The sequence below is a fragment of the Paenibacillus sp. FSL R10-2771 genome (genome assembly GCF_038000205.1).
Taxonomy (GTDB): Bacteria; Bacillota; Bacilli; order Paenibacillales; family Paenibacillaceae; genus Paenibacillus_AQ; species Paenibacillus_AQ phytohabitans.
Genome location: NZ_JBBOBM010000001.1, coordinates 6834466 through 6853751, shown reverse-complemented (window position 1 = coordinate 6853751; position 19286 = coordinate 6834466). Strand labels below are relative to the sequence as shown.

The 19286-nt window shown below is 51.7% G+C and carries 12 protein-coding genes, 1 tRNA gene and 1 riboswitch; of the genes, 7 read left to right on the top strand and 6 right to left on the bottom strand.

Annotated elements, in window-relative coordinates; translation table 11 throughout:
* Positions 1 to 4: 4 nt before the first annotated feature.
* Positions 5 to 913 (bottom strand): ArsR/SmtB family transcription factor, encoded by a 909-nt coding sequence (locus NSU14_RS29530; RefSeq protein WP_336103470.1) that lies wholly within the window; start codon positions 911 to 913, stop codon positions 5 to 7.
* Between the two features lie 225 nt (positions 914 to 1138).
* On the opposite strand from NSU14_RS29530, the gene NSU14_RS29525 reads away from it, so the two are divergent.
* Positions 1139 to 1741: an RNA polymerase sigma factor gene (locus NSU14_RS29525; RefSeq protein ID WP_336103471.1), complete on the top strand. Its 603-nt coding sequence runs from the start codon at positions 1139 to 1141 to the stop codon at positions 1739 to 1741.
* Positions 1728 to 2891, top strand: a complete 1164-nt coding sequence (locus NSU14_RS29520) for a DUF4179 domain-containing protein (protein WP_340948177.1) — start codon at positions 1728 to 1730, stop codon at positions 2889 to 2891. The genes NSU14_RS29525 and NSU14_RS29520 overlap by 14 nt, the downstream gene beginning before the upstream one ends.
* Before the next feature lie 84 nt (positions 2892 to 2975).
* Here the strand turns inward: NSU14_RS29520 and NSU14_RS29515 are convergent, their stop codons facing one another.
* Complete coding sequence (locus NSU14_RS29515; protein ID WP_340948176.1) at positions 2976 to 10841, bottom strand: 5'-nucleotidase C-terminal domain-containing protein; 7866 nt, start codon at positions 10839 to 10841, stop codon at positions 2976 to 2978.
* Between the two features lie 415 nt (positions 10842 to 11256).
* Positions 11257 to 12549, bottom strand: a complete 1293-nt coding sequence (serS, locus tag NSU14_RS29510) for a serine--tRNA ligase (protein ID WP_336103473.1) — start codon at positions 12547 to 12549, stop codon at positions 11257 to 11259.
* 406 nt (positions 12550 to 12955) lie between these two features.
* Between serS and ssuE the strand changes: the two genes are divergently transcribed.
* Complete coding sequence (gene ssuE, locus NSU14_RS29505) at positions 12956 to 13510, top strand: NADPH-dependent FMN reductase (protein WP_076248839.1); 555 nt, start codon at positions 12956 to 12958, stop codon at positions 13508 to 13510.
* A 105-nt stretch (positions 13511 to 13615) separates the two neighbouring features.
* On the opposite strand, the gene nrdG is transcribed toward ssuE, so the two are convergent.
* Both nrdG and NSU14_RS29495 read right to left on the bottom strand, forming a co-directional pair.
* Positions 13616 to 14143, bottom strand: a complete 528-nt coding sequence (gene nrdG, locus NSU14_RS29500; protein WP_076248837.1) for an anaerobic ribonucleoside-triphosphate reductase activating protein — start codon at positions 14141 to 14143, stop codon at positions 13616 to 13618.
* Positions 14140 to 16125, bottom strand: coding sequence for an anaerobic ribonucleoside triphosphate reductase (locus NSU14_RS29495; RefSeq protein WP_336103479.1), 1986 nt, complete (start codon positions 16123 to 16125; stop codon positions 14140 to 14142). The genes nrdG and NSU14_RS29495 overlap by 4 nt, the downstream gene beginning before the upstream one ends.
* 96 nt (positions 16126 to 16221) lie before the next feature.
* Here NSU14_RS29495 and NSU14_RS29490 point away from each other — a divergent pair, with 96 nt between their 5' ends.
* The 4 genes from NSU14_RS29490 to NSU14_RS29475 all read left to right on the top strand — a co-directional run bounded on the left by NSU14_RS29490 (position 16222) and on the right by NSU14_RS29475 (position 18329).
* Positions 16222 to 16347 (top strand): hypothetical protein, encoded by a 126-nt coding sequence (locus NSU14_RS29490; protein WP_256704072.1) that lies wholly within the window; start codon positions 16222 to 16224, stop codon positions 16345 to 16347.
* Between the two features lie 116 nt (positions 16348 to 16463).
* Positions 16464 to 16694: riboswitch (cobalamin riboswitch) on the bottom strand.
* A 341-nt stretch (positions 16695 to 17035) separates the two neighbouring features.
* Complete coding sequence (locus NSU14_RS29485; RefSeq protein WP_042133148.1) at positions 17036 to 17344, top strand: MTH1187 family thiamine-binding protein; 309 nt, start codon at positions 17036 to 17038, stop codon at positions 17342 to 17344.
* Positions 17345 to 17394: 50 nt separating this feature from the next.
* Entirely contained in the window at positions 17395 to 18174 is a 780-nt protein-coding gene (locus NSU14_RS29480) for a sugar phosphate isomerase/epimerase family protein (protein WP_076248833.1), read from the top strand.
* Between the two features lie 83 nt (positions 18175 to 18257).
* Positions 18258 to 18329 (top strand) — tRNA-Thr (locus NSU14_RS29475).
* A gap of 160 nt (positions 18330 to 18489) precedes the next feature.
* On the opposite strand, the gene NSU14_RS29470 is transcribed toward NSU14_RS29475, so the two are convergent.
* Positions 18490 to 19227, bottom strand: a complete 738-nt coding sequence (locus tag NSU14_RS29470) for an SDR family oxidoreductase (protein ID WP_042133152.1) — start codon at positions 19225 to 19227, stop codon at positions 18490 to 18492.
* Positions 19228 to 19286 lie beyond the last annotated feature (59 nt).

Genomic DNA, 19286 nt, shown 5'->3' with positions numbered 1-19286 from the left:
GAACTCACCCCTCCAGATATTCCCCGATTCGTCCGGGCAGGCCGTTCAGCGCCTCAAGGCGCAGGCTGTAGGACGTGTTTTTGCTGGTAGTATGAACAATGACCAGGCCCGCCGCCCGCAGTGCGATCAGATGGTAGTGGATCGTGCTTTTGGACAGGCCGACCTCCTTCACAATCTCAGTGAAATTCAGCTGCCTGCCGGTCAGCAGGCGGAGAATGTAGAGCCGCGTCTCATCCGACAGCGCCCGGGTAAGCCGCAGCAGAGCCGGTGCGGGCCGCCCATCTTCCGGAGGAAGAACATCGCAGGAGTAGCTGGTGAATACAAATTCATCAAAAAGCGTGGAGGTTACGAGAGGCCGGGCATGATATTGCGGTGTAATAATGACCTGCTTCAGGGTTTCTGAAGGGTATAGCCGCATACCTGCTGTAGCCGCTTCGTACACCTCCATATCATTCGTGCCGGTCAGCAGCGCTGCCCTTGCACCAGCCTCCTGCTGCAGCCCTTCCATGATGGCCGGATCAATGCTGCTGAAGTACCCCGTATCCCAAGCTCTGATGACTTCAGCGGCAGAGCTTCGCAGCTCGGCCAGGTTGGAGGGGACGGTCTGCCCGAAGCGGCCGGCAATCTCATACAGTTCACCCGGGGAGAGGGCTTCGAACCAGTCCAGGAACCTCTTGACGGTGCGTTCTTCTTCCGGGCAGCTCCATATGTAAGGAGACAGACTGAAGTTATCGGTGAGCTTCATTACTTCTTTCATTTTCTGAAGCATTACGGGGGCGAACCGGATCTGCACCTCGCGGATCCAGGAGATTCCAGCGTCCATAGCATTGTGGTTCTGCTTCCCGATAAAAGCATTTAAGCTGGAGATGCACTCATAGATTGGCGCGAAATCGACTGTTACCTTGTAATCCATAGGGGTACCTGCTTTCTGGAGAAGTGATATTACGGCAGAGATATAATGAACAAATGATAACTATTTTTGATTAGTTCTATAAATATAGAACTTACTGTTAGTTTTATAATAAACGAACATATTTGTGTTTGCAAGGGCTGACTTCACAAGTCTCCAGGATTTTTAAGAGCGCGTGTCACAAAATCAGGATTTTGACAGTTATACAGGCAGAGAGGAGGGGGAGCTGTGGATGAAACGGAAATCTGCCGGACGAATAGAGACGCAGAACAGGAGCAGGCGGCAGAGCTGACCGTGGAGCAAAGGGTCGAGAAGGTTCAGCTGGGAGATATACAGGCCTTCACTTGGATCATCAGACATTTTCAGCGGCCGATTTACCTGTACTGCTATTACCTGCTGGGTAACCGGGAAGAGGCGGAGGATGCGGCTCAGGAGATTTTTATCAGAGCCCTGGAGCGGGTGGGGCAGTACTCGGCAAAGGTCTCTTTCTCGGCCTGGCTGTACACCATTGCACGCAACCATTGCCTGGACCGGATTAAACAGAGAAACAAAGGCTTCAGGCTGCTCTCCATCTACAGGAGCCATCAGCAGCAGGCGGAGTGCGCCGAAGGTTCACGATATACGGAGGTTGTTCATGAACTGCTGGAGAAGCTGAGTATGGAAGAACGGCAAATTCTGCTGCTGAGGGCACTGGAGGAGCATAGCTTTGAGGAAATCGGAACGATTATGGACTTGAACCCCGGGGCGGTCCGCAAAAAATATGAACGGATGCGCAAAAAACTCGGACGCCGTCAAAACAGTGGAGGGATGATCGCTCATGAACCACGCTAACAGGGAGGAAGAAGAACTGGAGCGGATCGGTCGGATGGTCCGTGATACACCGGTTCAGGTAGATCTGGAAGAACGCATAATGAACCGGTACGTGGACGGGCAGCAGCGGGGAACGAGGACAGAACCAGTCGGACTAAGCAGAAGGCGAGGCAGTGTACTTCGAAGAGGTGCAGGCATAGTGGCTGCGGTGCTGCTGCTGCTTCTGCTGATCACGGGGACAGAGTTTATCTCTCCGACGCTGGCCGCGTCCATTAAGCAGATTCCGGGGATGGAGTCGATCTTCAGACTGGCCGGGGATCTGGGGCTGCGGAATGCGGATCAGCAGGGGCTGGCGGCAGTACAGAAACCTGAGCTGAGCGATACCCATGACGGACTAAAGCTTATTGTACCTGAAGTGCTGTACGATGGAATTCGCGTATCACTGGGGTTCGGGCGCCAAACGGATGTGTTGGAGTTCCGGCAGGGTGATGTTAGTGATCTCATGACAGCTATTAAGCTGTCGATCAACGGTGAGGATATCAATACCTATGGTCCGCTTGGCAGCAGCGGCGGCGGTTCGTTTGGCCCGTTCTTGCTTCGCGGGAAGGATGCGGATTCAAGGATCATTCAATTCACGGATTTGCAGAATCAGGGGGGGCGGGCTTTCCCGGATGATTTTGAGCTCACGCTTACCATAGAAGTACAGGGGATCCAGGAGCCCTTTGTAATTAAGCTGCCGGTGCAAAAGAAGACCTATCACAGCATCATTGCGGAGCCGTTAATCCGCCAGAGCTCCGGTATGATTTTCACACTCGATACTGTTGAGCTTACTCCGATTACAACGAGGATCACCACCCGGCTTGAACAGCCTGCGGGTCAGCCTGTCGATCATAAGGATTTCTTGGGCTATGATCTTGTGGATGATCAGGGCCATGTATTGCGGGAGATCAACGGGTCTACCGGCTGGAATGCCACAGGGGGCAATGTGCTGATCGCTGCTGCACTATTCGAACCGCTCCAGAATAAGACGGAGCATATTACGGTAAGGCCCTTCCGGATATTGTCCATAGACCCGGAGGGGAACCAGGAGAAGGAGTATATCCCTGAATTTGAGGTGGAGGTACAGGTACCGGTATCAGCGCCGGTGCCGGTGTCATCGCTGGCGAAGTAATCATACCCGTATAGAAAAAGGCGGCACCCGCAGCGCATGATGCGCCGCGGGTGCCGCCTTTTCAATGTCTAACTTTGAGCCTGGTCAGTTAATGAATTGAAGTGACTTCAAGGTCTTCTCCAGCATCGTAGCGGCTTCCGCACGGGTAGCCAGCTTCGCCGGAGCGAACGCGCCGTCAGGTGTCCCCTGAATGATGCCTTCGGCAGCTATTTCTGCTACTGCTGCTCTGGACCAGTCCGGGATGCCTGCAGCATCACTGAATTTTGCCAGCACTGCCGGATCGGCAGTCAGGGTTTTGCCGGTGTACTTGATGGCTTTGGACAGGACCGCAGCCATTTCCTGGCGGCTGATCGGATTGCCCGGCTTGAAGCTGCCATCCGTATATCCGGTAATCAGACCTGCTGCGGCTGCTGTCTGTACGGCATCAGCATACCATGCGCCTGTGCTGACATCACGGAAGGTGGTTCCTCCGCTTGCGGATGCGAGTCCGAGAGAGCGGGTAATCAGTGCCGCGAATTCTGCCCGCGTGATAGACAGCGAAGGCGAGAAGGCGGTACTGCTGGTGCCGGTAATAATCAGCTTGGAAGCCAGCAGCTCAATGGATGATTGCGCCCAGTGCCCTGTAGTATCACCGAAGGTCTTGGTGGACTTCACAACCGTATAGTAGCTGTTGCTGTTGCGTTTGATCGTCACTTCAGTATCTCCGTCTGAGATGCCGGCGAAGATCGAAGGTACGAAGGACAGCTTGCCGGTAGCCGGGTCATAGGAAACGGCTGTTGCCCCTTGAGAACTCAACGCTCCCGTCGCAGTAATAGTCCGCTTCACGTAGGTGCTGCCGAAGCTGTTCAGCGGCACACTTGTATTGCCGGCCTCAGCGGTAACCGAGAATTCAATGACCGGTGCGGCCAGAGTGACGGAGCCAGCCTGTGCTGCGATAGCCTTATTCAGACTGTCGAGTGTGGAGGTATCCGCCTGGAGCAGAGAGACTGTAACCGTAAAGTCACTGGTACCAAGCTGGGCAGCCAGTGCCGTTCCGTTAATAAGGCTCAGCGGCAGCGAATAGGATGCTCCGCCGGTAGAGGTGAAAGTCAGCACTGTATTTGGTTTAGCAGCAGCCTGCTGAACCAGCACACTGCCCGGCAGTACAACTTGAGCACCGCCTCCTGAAGCCGTAAGCGGGATGATCAGCTCACTGGTGCCGGCAGGCAGGGCTGCGAGCTGCGCAGTCAGATCAGCTGCGGTAATCGTTGTTACCTGCGGCGGCACTGCTGCTGTAGCAGTAGCTGTTGGACTAGGTGATGGTGTTGCAGTTGGTACCGTTGTTCCCGGACCTCCACCTGAACCTGCAGTCGGTGCCGGTGTTGGTGTAGGAGTCGGTGCAGCACCTTTCAGGTCTGTGATGCGTCCTTCTATACCGATATTTACTATTTTGAGTTTATCCAGATAATCCGTAAATACTTCATAATCCGGCAGGTACAGCTCATAATAACGTCCGTCTGCTTTAGCTTTCGCTAGGGAACGGTAGAAGTCGCCGCCGCCAGCCATGAAGGAGTTAGTCGACAGAATGTAGTACGCGTTAGGATCAACTGCGGTGTAGCTGCCATCTGCCTGCTTGATATCAACAGAGATGATGCGCTGACCTTCCTGCTGTAGTACATTTGTTGTCGGATTGATGATTTCTGCGGTCTTGGTGGAGTCATAGGTATAACGCATTCCCGAGACTTGAGCAAAGCGGCCTTGATCGTTTTCCAGTCCGCTGACGCCATTTTCCAGGGAATCGATAATTTCCTGTCCGGTAACCTTCAGAGCCACCAGACTATTAGAGAATGGCATAACTGTCAGCACTTCACCCAGGGTAATTGTGCCCTGGTTAATACCGGCACGGATACCGCCGCCGTTCTGAATGGCTACAAATCCCTTGATGGTAGACAGCTCGGATTCAGGAATCAGCTTGCTGACCAGTTCTTTAGCCTTGACATTGATTCCATCAGCAATCAGGTTTCCGAGATTGGTTTCTTCATTACGGACCACACGGGTGAGCTTGCCGTTAATCATCCGCTCATAGACAAGTGGAACAGTAGATTCGCCAACCACGGTCTGCCGGATTTCGGTCAGTTTTGCATCGTATCCTGCCAGCATTTCTTTAGCCTTAAGATCTTCTGCATATACCGTGGTGTCGATTAGTTTACCGTTATACGTAGTGATGATGCCCTCGTCGTCAAAGTTAACATCAAGTTCGCCGAGGTATGTGCCGTATTCACCGGTCTGTACTATCAGTGTAGGCTCGGTGTCTGCATTGACGAGCACCGGTGAATCCAGCTTGGTGTGGGAGTGTCCCCCGACAATGATGTCAATACCCGCAACCTCTACAGCTAGTTTTTGGTCAACATTGTAACCCAAGTGGGATACAGCGATGATTTTGTTAATGCCGAGCGCCTGCAAGGATTTAACAGTACTTTCAGCGCTTGTCTTGTAGTCTTGGAAGGAGATGTTTTCGCCCGGTGAAGATAGGCCAACGGTGTCCTCAGTGGTGAGACCGAAAATACCGATCTTCTCTCCATAGACTTCCTTAATTACTGATGGATAAATATGCCCGTCTTCTACAGGAGTAGCGGTATCCGATCCGCCAACCTTATCTACGAAGATATCCTTCAGTTCATTATTCTTGGTGGTAAAATCGATGTTTGAGCTGATGAACGGGAATTCTGCCTTGTTGATGAAGGATCTAAGCGTAGGCAGTCCTTTATCGAATTCATGATTCCCAAAGGTCATTGCATCGTATCCGATGTAGTTCATAAATTCCAGATCGGCAAGTCCTTCGAACTTAGTGAAGTAAAGGGTACCCGAGAAAACATCCCCTGCGTCAATCAGTAAGGAGTTTCCGGTGCGCTCCTGCTTGATGGCTGTCATCCGTTTAACCACTGTTTCCAGATGACTGTGTGTGTCATTGGTGTGCAGGACTCTCAGGGAGAAGTCTTCATCAGGAGTAGAAGCTCCTTTCAGGTCTGTGATACGTCCTTCAACACTGGAAGTCACCGGATTATGTTTCTTCAGGTAGGCTAACAGGACTTCAAAGTCGGGTAGACCCAGCTCGTAATAACGTCCGTCTGCTTTGGCTGAAGCCAGTGCGCGGTAGAAGTCACCGCCGCCTGCCATGAAGGAGTTCGTGGACAGGATATAGTAGGCTTTGGGATCGATCGGCAAGTAGGAACCATCTGCCTGCTTGATATCAACCGAAACGACACGATTGCCGGCTTGTGTTACCATACCTGTTAATGGATCTACAATTTCAGGTGTCTTGGTAGAATCATACGTGTACTTCATACCGGATACCTGAGCGAACCGGCCTTGATCTGAGCTGAGTCCGCTGACCGAGTTCTCCAGTGAAGAAATAATTTCTTCTCCGGTAACTTTCAGTGCGACCAGACTGTTGTTAAACGGAAGAGTCGTTAATACTTCGCCCATGGTAATGTCGCCTTTGTCAATGGCTGCACGGATACCGCCGCCGTTCTGGATAGCGATAACACCTTTAATGGTATCCAGTTCAGTCTTCGGTACAAAGTTTGGCATTAGTTCTGTTACTTTCTCCGCGATGCTGTCGGCAATCATGTTGCCAATTGGTGTTTCTTCCTGCCGCACAACACGAACGGACTTGCCGTCGATGGTGCGGTTGGTATAGAGATCAACATTGGAATATCCTACTTTCTCAGCCCGGACAGCCGAGAGCTCGGAGTCATATTTGGAAGCTAGTTTAGCTTTGGCTTCCGGATCTTCGGCATATTTGGCCACTTCCAGCTGCTTGCCATTGTAAGATACAATCTCGCCGTTCTTATCGAAGGTTACATCCAATTCTCCTAGATATTGGCTATATTCTCCAGTCTGAACGACCAATACTGGTTTACCTGTACCGACGTTGGTAACAGGCTCCGGAGGGTTGTCGATCTTCGTGTGTGAATGTCCGCCGACAATGATATCGATGCCCGGAACGGCTGCGGCTAGATCTTTATCAACGGTATAGCCTAGATGGGTTACAGCGATAATTTTATTGACGCCTTTCGCTTCGAGCATCGCTACGGTATTCTTCGCGCTCTGCACATGATCCTTAAAGCTGATCTTATCTCCTGGGGAAGACAATCCGACGGTATCCTCTGTGGTTAAGCCGAAGATTCCAACCTTCTCCCCATAGACGTCTTTGATCACAGCCGGATAAATGTTACCGTTGTAGGCAGTATCGCCTTGTGCAATCGTGACAATGTCGTCATGGTACAGCTCCGCAAGTTCGCTGTTTTTGGTTGTGAAGTCAATGTTGGAGCTTGCAAACGGGAATGCTGCAGCTTCTACAAAATTCTTGAGGATTTCAGGATGTTCCTTGTTCTGGTCAAATTCATGGTTCCCGAATGTCATCACGTCGTATCCGATGTCATTCATGAAATCAACGTCAGCCATTCCCTTGAACGTAGTGGAGTATAGTGTTCCGGAGAAAACATCACCTGCATCAAGCAGCAGGGTATGGCTATTGCGTTCCTGCTTGATAGCTGTGGTTCGTTTGGCAATTGTCTCCAAATGTCCATGTGTGTCGTTCGTATGCAGAACACGCAGATCGAAATTGGTTAGATCGAATTGGGCTACGACCGGATCATGGTCGGATACCCGTCCGCGGGATTCGGGGAAGTCTGCGTTCAGATGGACGACATCGACTTTGGCGGAATTCGCGATGTTTTTGCTGGTCAGGATATGGTCAAGTACCTGGGAGTTTCCGTCATACGTGTAAGTGTACTGTTCATTAAGCGGTAATTTTTCGATCAGATTATCGAGCTCATTGCCTTTGAGAATTGCGGCGGTCTTGGTGAATTGGAAATCGTTCAAATCGCCGAGTGCAACAATATTTGCTGACGGGTTGGCGGCCAGCACATCTTTGACAAAGCCGTTCACGACAGCAGCAATTTTGTGGCGCTGCACTTCACTCGAAAGCACTGGAGGCTGAACATTTCCAAACGGCCCGTTGTCGCCGGATTTTGAATTAAAGTGGTTAGCAATTACAATGACTTTCTCACCATTAAATTCAAATTGTGCCGCAAGCGGCTTACGGGAATTCGCGAAAGCATCATTTGTCGGGGCGATTCTTCCAGGATTGTATGTCAGTTCGTCTGCTTCTGCATTGTAGCTGACGGATTGAATGGCTGAGCCCTTTTGTCCGTTAATGCTGTCAGAAAGCTTGACTCTTGCTGGATTATACAGGAAGCCTACACGGATGTTGCCGCCTGGTGCTCCACCGTCTGCGTTGTTTACAGGAGCAATATCAATGTAATTGTAGGCCGGACCTCCGGCTGTCTGAATGGCCTGAATCAGCTCGGCTGCACTGGCCTCGACGGTACCGTTGTTGGTTTCCCCATCGCTGTCCTGCATCTCTACAACGCTGATGATATCCGGCTTTTTCAGATTTACTGTGATAGACTGGGCCAGCTTCTGAATCTTCGTGGCACCTACACCTGGATAGTAGTTCTCAATATTGTAGGAAGCAATCAGCAGCTTCTCCTCATCTACAGTAATTGTAGAGGTTTCCTGTGTGAAGCTGCTTGGGGTAATGCTCGGCAGACTTCCATTTGCAGGGATAACTTTATAGTTGCCGTTGTTATAGCCGATAACGCCTGTAACATCCCCATTAAATTTATCACCAGTACCGACTTCCTGACCAGGATCACCATAGGCGATCAGCAGGCGTTGCGGGTTGAGGTTGTCTGCTCCTTTGAGTACGAGACCTCCGGCAGCTGTAATTACATCTTCGGCTGCATTGTCCACTCTTGCAGGAATATTATATACGATTGATGTACCGCCGCCGCTTGTCCAGTAAGGACTAATAATAGTAGGGGTAGGGAGGGTGACGAGCATGCCCTCAAGGGATTCATAGAAATCTATGGCATCCTCAGAAGGCTGGAATACAGTTAAACCATCATTATCGATGACTGAAGAAGGGATTGCTCGTCCGCCTTTGCCCAGTACTACAGGTTCAGGCAGGTCTGCTTCCTTAGCTATTGTATTGATTGTGTTGAGTGTAATTTGTGTGGAAGTCATGTTGCTGCTGCTTCCTTCATTATATTCGGATACAAGTCCCGAGACAGATACATGATCCCCGATATCGGGCTTCAGGCTGGTATTGGTGCTGTATACGAATATTCCTTCGGATGTGCTGTCATTATCGTCCGGTTCAGGGTCTTGAATGAAGAAGCCTTTATAATTGCCGTTTGCAAAAGTATATCCGTATTCAGTAACAATCCCTTCGACATCCTTAACAGTTTGTCCGGCATAATCGGAGATGTGCGATTCGCCTTGAATATCATGAATGCGCGGAAGCTCTGAAGCTACGTATTCAAAAGTATAAACTTTGCTGGTCTGGCCTTGGGATGAAGCAATCGCCTTAATCACTGTGTCAGCCGTTATTAAAATTGGTGCTGTGTACAACATGCTGGATATTGTTGGCTCTGATCCGTCAATCGTATAATAGACTTCCGCTTCTGCGGTAGGGCTGGACAGCGCAACAGAGCTGCCGATGATGATACGGCCCGCACCGGGACTGGCAGTAACAGAGAATAGTTCTTCTACCAGACTTTCTGCACTGAGCGGAATGAATTGATAAACGGTATTAAATTGTTCGATTACACCAGTGATCCGGTCAAAATGTTTACCTGCAGTCAGCTGAGAAAGCCCTGAGTAAATTGTAAAGGTCTGATTGCCCTGGCTGGCAATGACAGTAGTACCTTCTTTGCTGTCAATAGTCACATCTGTAAGTGTGACGAGCTGGGCTTCATGGGCTTCACCATTTGCAGCTGTCAAGTCTGCAGCGGTAATTAATTTGGCTGCAGGTATGCCGATAGTTTCAGTAATAACTTTATATTCAAGTCCTGCCGCAGGTTTGAGCTCCTGCAGATTATTGTAAATATCCATAGTACCCTGAACTTCAACGAGATCTCCGACCTCGGCGAATGCCGGGAATCCGTACAGCACGATGGCTGCAGTCGCATCCTGAATATACATTTTTGGGCCGTCGATGCGGGTAACTACACCTTCGGTCCATACATTCTGGCCTTTAGGCGCAAGTCTTGCCGAGGCAATATCTGTTTTCGTTAGGATCGTGTAGTTATAAGTGGACGTTGAACTGTATACCGAATCCGAAACTGAGGCGTACGTTTTGATTGTGGTAGGTACGTTCAGCAGGATTTGACCGCTGTATGGCTTGAATTCTGCACCAGCGCCGTCTATGTAGACTGCGGCGTAAACGGATGCACCCACTGCAGAAGAGTTAAGGGAGATGGCTGTACCAGCCGGCCAGGCGTTAGCTGCTGGGTTGGCGGTTACCGCTTCTACGGCTTGTGTAAGGCCATAACTGCTGTTACGGGGATCAGGGGTTCGAACAACGAAGTCTGCAGCGTTATTGTCTGTATCCAAGCCGCGGTTGCCGGCAGGTGCGCCCGTTAGTGCAAGCCGAATGGCTGCTGTGGAGTTAGACAGGGCAGGTGTAGGTAAGGTTTCCGAGGAATTTGCCGTTCCATAACCTACGAAATCAATAACATTTTCTGAACCGTCTATCAGATTTACTTTGCCGTTAGTACCGCTGAAATCTAAGCTGCCGGTAAGATCAGGAGCAGGGAGATCGGCACCATTACCGCCAGTTCCCGCTTTCTGTTGTATAAGTAGGTACCCACCAGCCTTAATTGTTCCGCTTAAAGTGGCAACATTATTGAATGCACCAGTGGCGCTGGCATACCGCACCTCCCAACCTTCAAGACTCACTGCTGAATCGGTTGGATTATATAATTCAATGAAATCATTCTTAAATAATGCGCCGCTGTTGCCGCCGCCGCCGTAGACCTGTGAGATTACAATATTGCTGTTATCTTTTGCTGCCTGTGCGCTTTGTCCGGCTGGTACTACAATGCCAATAAGCATTAACATTGCTAGTCCTGCGGATAACCATTTCTGCATCCTGTGAGATATAACCATTATTCTAAACCCACTCCTCTCAAAACTATGATTTACAACCTATTAAGTGTAACATCTGTTTGTAAAATGAAAGGTTGTCTCACATGAATATATATTAATTTCGAGTTAATTAAAATTAAATGGAGGTAAGTTTATACAAAATGCACAAAAAACCTAGAGATATGTAGTGATAATCTATAACAATTACATCTTGATTACTTTCAATATTAGAATAAAATTGAATTTCTCGTAAATTAAATGTTATGTTTGCGTAAAATGAATGTATTTTTTGTCCACAATATTAAAATGAAAAAGCAGAGCGGTAATTCTCAAAAATAAGAGAATTGCTGCTCTGCTAGTTTTCTTGTTATATTTGTTCAGCTCAATTTCAGATGTGTTGTATATTAAGTTCAAGCCGCTCCTTGCCGCCCATATAAGGCCGCAGTGCCTGCGGGATATAGACCGATCCATCTTCCTGCTGATGATTCTCCAGCAATGGAATCAGAATGCGCGGCGTAGCTACCGCCGTGTTGTTCAGGGTATGGCAGTACTGCAGCCGCCCGTCTTCATCGCGGTAGCGGATACCTGAGCGGCGGGCCTGGAAGTCGAGCAGATTCGAGGCCGAGTGGGTCTCGCCGAAGGCTTCCCTGCTGGGCATCCAGGTCTCAATGTCATATTGCTTATGTGTCTTCATCGCCATGTCGCCGCTGCAGACGGCTACTACCCGGTAAGGCAGCTCCAGCAGCTGGAGAATATGCTCGGCATTGCCGAGAATCTCCTGCAGCATCCGCTCCGACTCTCCGGGATCGTTCCGGCACATCACCACCTGTTCGATCTTCGAGAACTGGTGCACACGGTACAGCCCGCGTACATCGCGGCCTGCCGAGCCTACCTCGCGGCGGAAGCAGGCCGACATTCCGGCAAGCCGCAGCGGCGTTTCAAGATCGAGAATCTCATCGCTGTACAGCGAGACCAGCGACACCTCCGAGGTGCCGGCGAGCCAGCGCTTTTCACCCGTCAGCTCATAGGTCTGATCCATGCCGCCCGGGAAGAACCCGGTCCGCTCCAGCGCTTCCGGCCGGACGATTACCGGCACATCCATCACGGTGAAGCCGCGCTGCATCAGCACATCCAGCGCCAGCCGCTGTACGGCCAGATGCAGGAGCAGCCCGGCCCCCTTCAGCACATAGCTGCGGGGTCCGCCGGCTTTGACGCCGCGCGGGATGTCTAGGATGCCGTGCAGTTCTCCGAGCTCGACATGGTCACGCGCGCTGAAGCCGAACACCGGCGGCGCGCCATGCCGCCGCAGCTCTACATTCGCGCTGTCATCCGGCCCGATCGGCGTATCGGCCGATATGGGGTTCGGCGCGAGCAGCAGCAGCTCGCCGCAGCGGCGCTCCGCCTCCAACAACTCCGCCTCCAGCGTGGTCAGCTGGGCGTTGATCTCCCGCACCTGCTCTTTCGCTTGTTCTCCGCCTGCAGCGTCGCCCTGGCGCAGCAGCCGCTCAACCTCTTTGGTCAGCGCGTTCCGGTCCGCCCGGCGCTGCTCTGTTTCCCGGCGGGCAACCCGCCGCCGGTCATCCCATTCCAGCAGCTCCGCAAGCGGGAACGCTACCTTTTTCCACTCCGCCGTCTTCCGTACAATGTCCGCATTCTCCCTGATCCAGTTCATGTCCAGCATGCCGCTATCGCTCCTTTTGTGTTAAAAAAATGCAAAAAACGCCCTCATCCATGGGACGAGGAGCGTCAGCTCGCGGTGCCACCCAGGTTGACCTAATTCCGATAAATAGCTGTAAAGCGCGGAATAAGGCCCTCTTTGGTCTTCGCGGTAACGGGCGAAACCCGGTAAACTTAGGGAACAGGAGAACTGCTCCGGTCGCAGACGCCTCGCGGTTGGATGCCGGTCATTGGCCTGGTCGGGATATAGGTTTGCCGTTTATTATAAACAGAGAAGGGCCGGGTTGCAAGCACATTTGAGGTTTGACAATATTCCCTGTACTCTGCTAGGATTATTACTAATTTAAAGTATTTGTGTCCGGCACGGCAGCCCGGCATATCTTATAAAAGCGGACGGAAGAGGTGCGGAAGTGGCCAAAATAGTGGTAATTAACGGTACGCCATCCCTGGTATCCCGAATCAATGCGGTGATCGAATATGCGGAGGGGGATCTGCGGGAACGCGGGTTTGAAGTGGAACGGATTAATGTAGCGGAGCTTCCGGCGGAGGATCTGATTCATACCAGGTTCGAGAGCGAAGCCATCGTCAAAGCGAATGGTCTGGTGGCTGAAGCGGATGCGGTGATCGTCGTCAGTCCGGTGTACAAAGCTTCCTATACGGGAGTGCTGAAGACCTTCCTGGATCTGGTTCCGCAAAAAGGGCTGGCCGGCAAAATCGTGCTGCCGCTCTTCATGGGCGGTAGTCTGGCCCATCTGCTCGCGATCGACTATGCGCTGAAGCCGGTGCTGTCTGTGCTGGGCGCCCGGCATATTCTTGGCGGAGTCTACGCGGTAGACTCGCAGGCTGTGCGCAACGACCAGGGTGTCGTTGAGCTGGCCGAGGAGCTGAAGCTGCGGCTGAACAGCGTGCTGGAGGAGCTGGCGGACGAGACAGCGCATAAGGCGGCACGTAAGTCGGGAGAGTAGGCGTAAGATATCACCCTCCTGAGGAACATAAAAGGGCGCTAAACCACCGGAATGCGGTGGTTTAGTGCCCTTTTTGCTGGGTGTAAGCCCGGCTTTTACCGTGATTTATGCCCTTTGAAAGCTTAGCGCAGGCTCCCAATGTATAACCGTATCTCCGGCAAGGCTTGCCGGGATATCTATAATCCGCTGGTTGCTGCTTCCCCGGTAGGGGAGAGTAGTGTCTTTGAGTTCCTCTACAAATCGTCCGTCGATGACCACCTGGCACAAGGCCAGCAGCTTCCATTCCGGCGAACCGGGGGAAGCCGTCAGCTCCTCGTACGTATAACCGGTATAGATCCAGACCGGGAAGCCCGGCAGCTCGGCGCGGAGCTCATGGATGAAGTCAGCCGCTCCCTCTGCCGAGAAAAAAGGGTCCCCGCCTGCCAGCGTCAAGCCGTCCAGCAGCGGATTGTCTGCTATCTCGGTGATAATCTCGCGCCTGCGCTCCGGAGTGAAGACCTCTCCATAATTGAAGTTCCAGGTCTTAGGGTTGAAGCATCCGGGGCAGCGGTGGCGGCATCCGCTGAAGAAGAGGACCGCCCGCAATCCCTCTCCTTCATTGATCGACTCCGGATAATATCCGCAGATGTTCATAGATGCTTAACGCGGTCCCGTACTTCGGCTTGCTTGGCGGCATTGAAGCGGGTCTGATAGTCGCCGGTCAGATATCCGGTTACCCGGCGCAGCCGGCGGATATGCGTTGTATCTTCATGAGCGCCGCAGGATGGGCAATTCGTGCCGATTACACCTTCGTGGCCGCAGCCGGAGCAGCGGTCAATCGGGTGGTTGATGCTGAAATAGCTGATGTCCTGCTCCAGCGCGTATTTGATGATTTTGACGAAAGCTGCAGGGTTGCTGCGGGCATTGCCGTTCAGCTCTACATAAGAGATTGCTCCGGCGTTGCAATATTCATGGAATGGAGCTTCCAGGCTGATCTTCTTGGCTGCGCTCAGGTCGTAATAGACCGGAATGTGGAATGAATTCGTATAGTATTCACGGTCCGTTACACCCGGAATGGAACCGAGAACCTTGCGGTCTATCTTGGTGAATTTGCCGGAGAGACCTTCGGCAGGCGTAGCGAATAGAGTAATGTTCAGATCCAGCTCTTCGCTCTTGCGGTCGCAGTATTCACGCATGTGGCGGACAATGGCCACTGCCTTGGCATGGACCTCCATATCTTCGCCATGGTGTTTGCCGTACATAGCCTTCATGCACTCGGCCATACCGATGAAACCAAGGGACAGGCTGCCGTGCTTCAGCAGTTCACCTACGCTGTCTTCCGGTGCAAGCTGTTCGCCGCCTTCCCAGACGCCTTCACGCATCATGAAATCGGAGGCTTTGGCTTTCTGGGAAGCCTGAATGCGGAACCGGTGCAGCAGGCCGTCCAGCGCAACGTCCATATAATGATTAAGATCTTCGAAGAAGCCTTCTTCGTCAGCGGCAAGGCGGCGGCCAGTTACTGTGCCGTAAGCCAGACCAAGACGTACAAGGTTAAGCGTATTGAATGAAAGGTTGCCTTTGCCCGAGCAGTGATTGCGCCCGAAGCGGTCGCCCAGAACACGTGTCCGGCAGCCCATCGTAGCAAATTCAGTATCCGGATCGGTTGGATCGTAGTACTGCATATTCAGCGGAGCATCCAGATTGGCGAAGTTCGGATACAGCCGGCGTGCAGAGCACTCTGCCGCTTTCAGGAACAGCTCATAGTTAGGATCACCAGGCTGCTGGTTGACACCCTGTTTGCACTTGAAGATCTGAATCGGGAACACCGGTGTTTCTCCGCTGCCAAGTCCGTTCATAGTAGCAGTTAAGAGGGAGCTAATCACGAGCTGGCCCTCCGGAGAGGTGCAGGTTCCGTAGTTGATGCTGGTAAAAGGAATCTGGCCGCCGGAGCGGCTGGACATGGTATTCAGGTTATGTACCATGCTCTCCGCAGCCTGAAGGGTTTCAATTTCTGTCTCTTTCAGGGCGAAACGGAAGGCACGCGGATACTTCTCTTCCAGATCGCTGCGGGTCATAGTGACCTCGCCGAGCGCTTCGCCGGCTGTACCTTCCTCGAAGTATTCCATTCCTTTGCGGAACAGCTTAGCGAAGGATTTAGTGACATAAGGCGCCAGATCGTAATCCAGCTTGTTGGCGGATACGCCGCCGTACTGGGCATTCTGCTGGGACTGGAAAATAATCGCCACCAGCGACATAGCCGTCATAATCGAATTCGGAGGGCGGACGCTGCCGTTGCCGGTATTGAAGCCTTCGCGGAGAAGACGTTCAAACGGGATGAAGATGCAGTTAGTTGTTCCAATGGCATATTGGTCCAGGTCGTGTACATATACAACATTATCTTCAATAGCCTGCACGAGCTGTGGCGGCATTGTGAAATTGCGGGCGTACCACTTGGAATATTCACTGCCGAATTTGCTCATCTTGCCGGAGAAGCTCTCCCCGTTCAAGTTGGCGTTCTCGCGCAGCAGATCCAAATCCCGGCTGTCGATAATATCCCGTCCCAAATGAATAACTTCTTCCAAAAGAACTTCCTGTGCAGCTTGTCCTTCGTTATATCGTTTCTCCAGCAGCGTCATTGTATAGCTCTCTCCTCTCGGTATCGTAAGCGTGAAGCATGTGCTCCATGACATCAGTAAAAAGGCATCTCCAGCCGGGAGGCGGGAAATGCCCGAATGCGTATTGCAAATATCCGAAACAGCGGACATTTGCCGGTGGTCTATGTGGAAAATACGAACGGGCACAGGGCTTGTCCTGTTCTGGAACCTGTTCTTGTACCTTCCGCAGAAGCCGATACCTGAGGACGATACTCTATCGTCCTCAGGTATCGGCAGCCTCTGGCCCGATTAACGGAAAGGCTAACTCTGCTCGTGCAGGCCGCATGCGGGCACCTCGCCTGTTCCTCGCAGGAGTCTAACAGGTGCCACAGAAACAGGCAGGTCTCCTGGCTTCCGGCATGCCCTCCGGCGCCTTCCCGAGGGGCCTCGCAGCCCCTTAGTGGCTTGTTGTCGGAGGATGCTGCTCCAGCGGCGTCTGGCAGCTGGAACATCCGGTTACAGTGGCGGGACCGCAGCGGATTTGCACCGTGTTTCCCTATTAAGCTTCAACCCTAGCAAGAGGGCGAAACACCTGTTTCTACTATATTTTGTTGTTGTTAAATAAAAGTAACTCAATATATTGTGTTTGTAAACATTTTTTTGCGAATCCGCGCGGGGAGCGGGTTCCGCAGGTTTACTCACAGATGATCCACAGTTAGTCCACAGGTAATCCACAACTTTCCTGTGGATATGGCCTTAAATGAGTCATAAATTGTCCCAAAAGATGCCACAAAGACTCCATAAATAGAGTGCGTCTAATCCTAGTAGTTTTACTAGGGAGATAGTAATAAAGAGGGGGGGGCTATGGGTATTTGTGGGAGCGGCGCTGAAGGGTTACAATTAAGGAGTAAGGACAGAGCAGACTCATCAAACTTGCAGGAGGGATTTCATAATGGCGATTGGCGAAGTGACCGTTATTCCGATTGGCACTGGCAGTACCAGTCTCAGCAGCTATGTGGCCGATATGCAGCGTGTGCTGCAGACCGTGGAGGGGATTACCTATGAGCTTACTTCGATGGGGACTATTATTGAAGGACCGGTTGCACGGATTCTTGCTGCGGTAGAAGCGCTGCATGAGTCGCCGTTTACGTCAGGAGCACAGCGGGTTTCCACCTCGCTTAAGATTGATGACCGTCGTGACAAGCCTTCTACGAGCCGCAGCAAGCTGGAATCCGTGGAACGCAAGCTGCAAGGAGAGTAAAGAGTACCTGTAGTTGTAATCAGATTCAACCTATAAGGAGCGGATCTTTCATGGCAAAAGCCTCACAGCAGATCGGGATTCAAATGTACACACTGCGTGACCAGACGGAGCGCGATTTCCTGGGTACACTGGGCAAAGTTGCGGAGATGGGATATCAGGCGGTAGAATTCGCCGGTTATTTCGGCGTGTCTGCAGGAGAACTGCGCCGTACATTGGACCGGTTGGGTCTTGCTGCGCCTTCGGCGCATGTGGGCCTGGATTTCAGCAGTCTGGATAACATGGAACGGGCGTTAGCCAAAGAAATTGAATATGCGAAGGAACTTGGATTACAATATATGATCACCCCTTCGGCACCGCTTCCGCAGAACCCCTCAATGGAGGATGTGACGGCGGTGATTCCCTTCCTGGAGAAGGCCTCCGCGATGGTCCGTGCAGCAGGCCTGCAGTACGGGTATCACAACCATGATTATGAATTTGCGGAGGTAGACGGCAAAGCAGTCATCGATATATGGCTGGAACAGATTCCTGCGGAGCATATGTTTGCAGAGTTCGATCTGGGCTGGGTACACAGGGGCGGAGCACGTCCTATTGACTATGTCGCCCGTTATGCCGGCCGTGTTCCGCTGGTTCACATTAAGGATTTCGGGGCAAATAATGAAGAGACTGACCTCGGGAAAGGGCAGGTTGATTTCCGGAGCGTCTTCGACAAGGCAGAGGAGAGCGGGATTCTGTACTATATAGTAGAGCAAGAGGCTTATGCCGTGTCCTCGTTGGAAAGTGCTAAGGAGGCACTGGAATATTTCCGCGGGCTGGGGCTAATGCAGGACTAGGCAGCGCGAATGATCAAAAAGGGTTGCGTTTTCTGCTGAAAGAGTTATAATATTTTTTGTTTGGCAGGCAGACTATCCTTTAAGCTGGTGTAGCTCAGGGGTAGAGCAACGCACTCGTAATGCGTAGGCCGGGGGTTCAATTCCCTTCACCAGCATCTTTTGAATTCATATGCAGCGCGGCCTCCGGGGATTTCGGAGGCCGCGCTTTTTTCTGTACCACCATAAACCTCTACCATTCTTCTACCATATTCGAGTGAAGTAACGGAATTCACTTTTGGTAGCCGTCAAGTCTTATTTCCTAATCTGCTTAGCGGTTTAAGCCGGATGCCCCATTGGGCGCACGATCAATTCATTTACATCCACTTCCGCAGGCTGCTCAAGGGCATAGGCAATGGCGCGGGCAATACCGGAAGAGGGCAAAGCATTGGCCCGGAAGGATTTCATCATCTCGAGGGCTGACTCATCAGTGATGGTATCAGCCAGTTCGGATTCGGTTACGCCTGGAGAAATAACCGTCGTACGGATTGTTGCTCCCAACTCCTGACGCAGGCCCTCTGTAATCGCCCGGACCGCGAACTTGGTGGCACAATAAACCGATGATTTCGGAAAGACAGTATAGGCGCCAACGGAGGCAACATTGATGATATGGCCGGAATTCTGTTCCTTCATTACGGGAATAGCAGCTCCGATACCGTGCAGCACACCGCGAATATTGACATCAATCATACGGTTCCACTCTTCGATCTTTAATGCATCAAGTGGCGATAACGGCATCACACCTGCGTTATTTACAAGGGCATCAAGGCGTCCGAATTGATGAACTGTAAATTGGACGATTGATTTCATTTGCTCAAAATCCGTTACGTCGAGGGAATGGTATTCAGCAATCCCGCCCGCGTTTCTGATCTCCTCCGCCAGCTTTTCTAGCCTGTCCGTCCGTCTTGCACCGAGCACCACCTGTGCTCCACGCTTAGCGAGCCATTTGGCGGTCGCTTCTCCAATGCCGCTACTGGCACCGGTAATAAGCACTACTTTATCTTTTAATGTCGACATGCCACACCGCTCCTTTTATGAATGAAATACGCTTAGGTGTTACATGTTCATTATGCTGC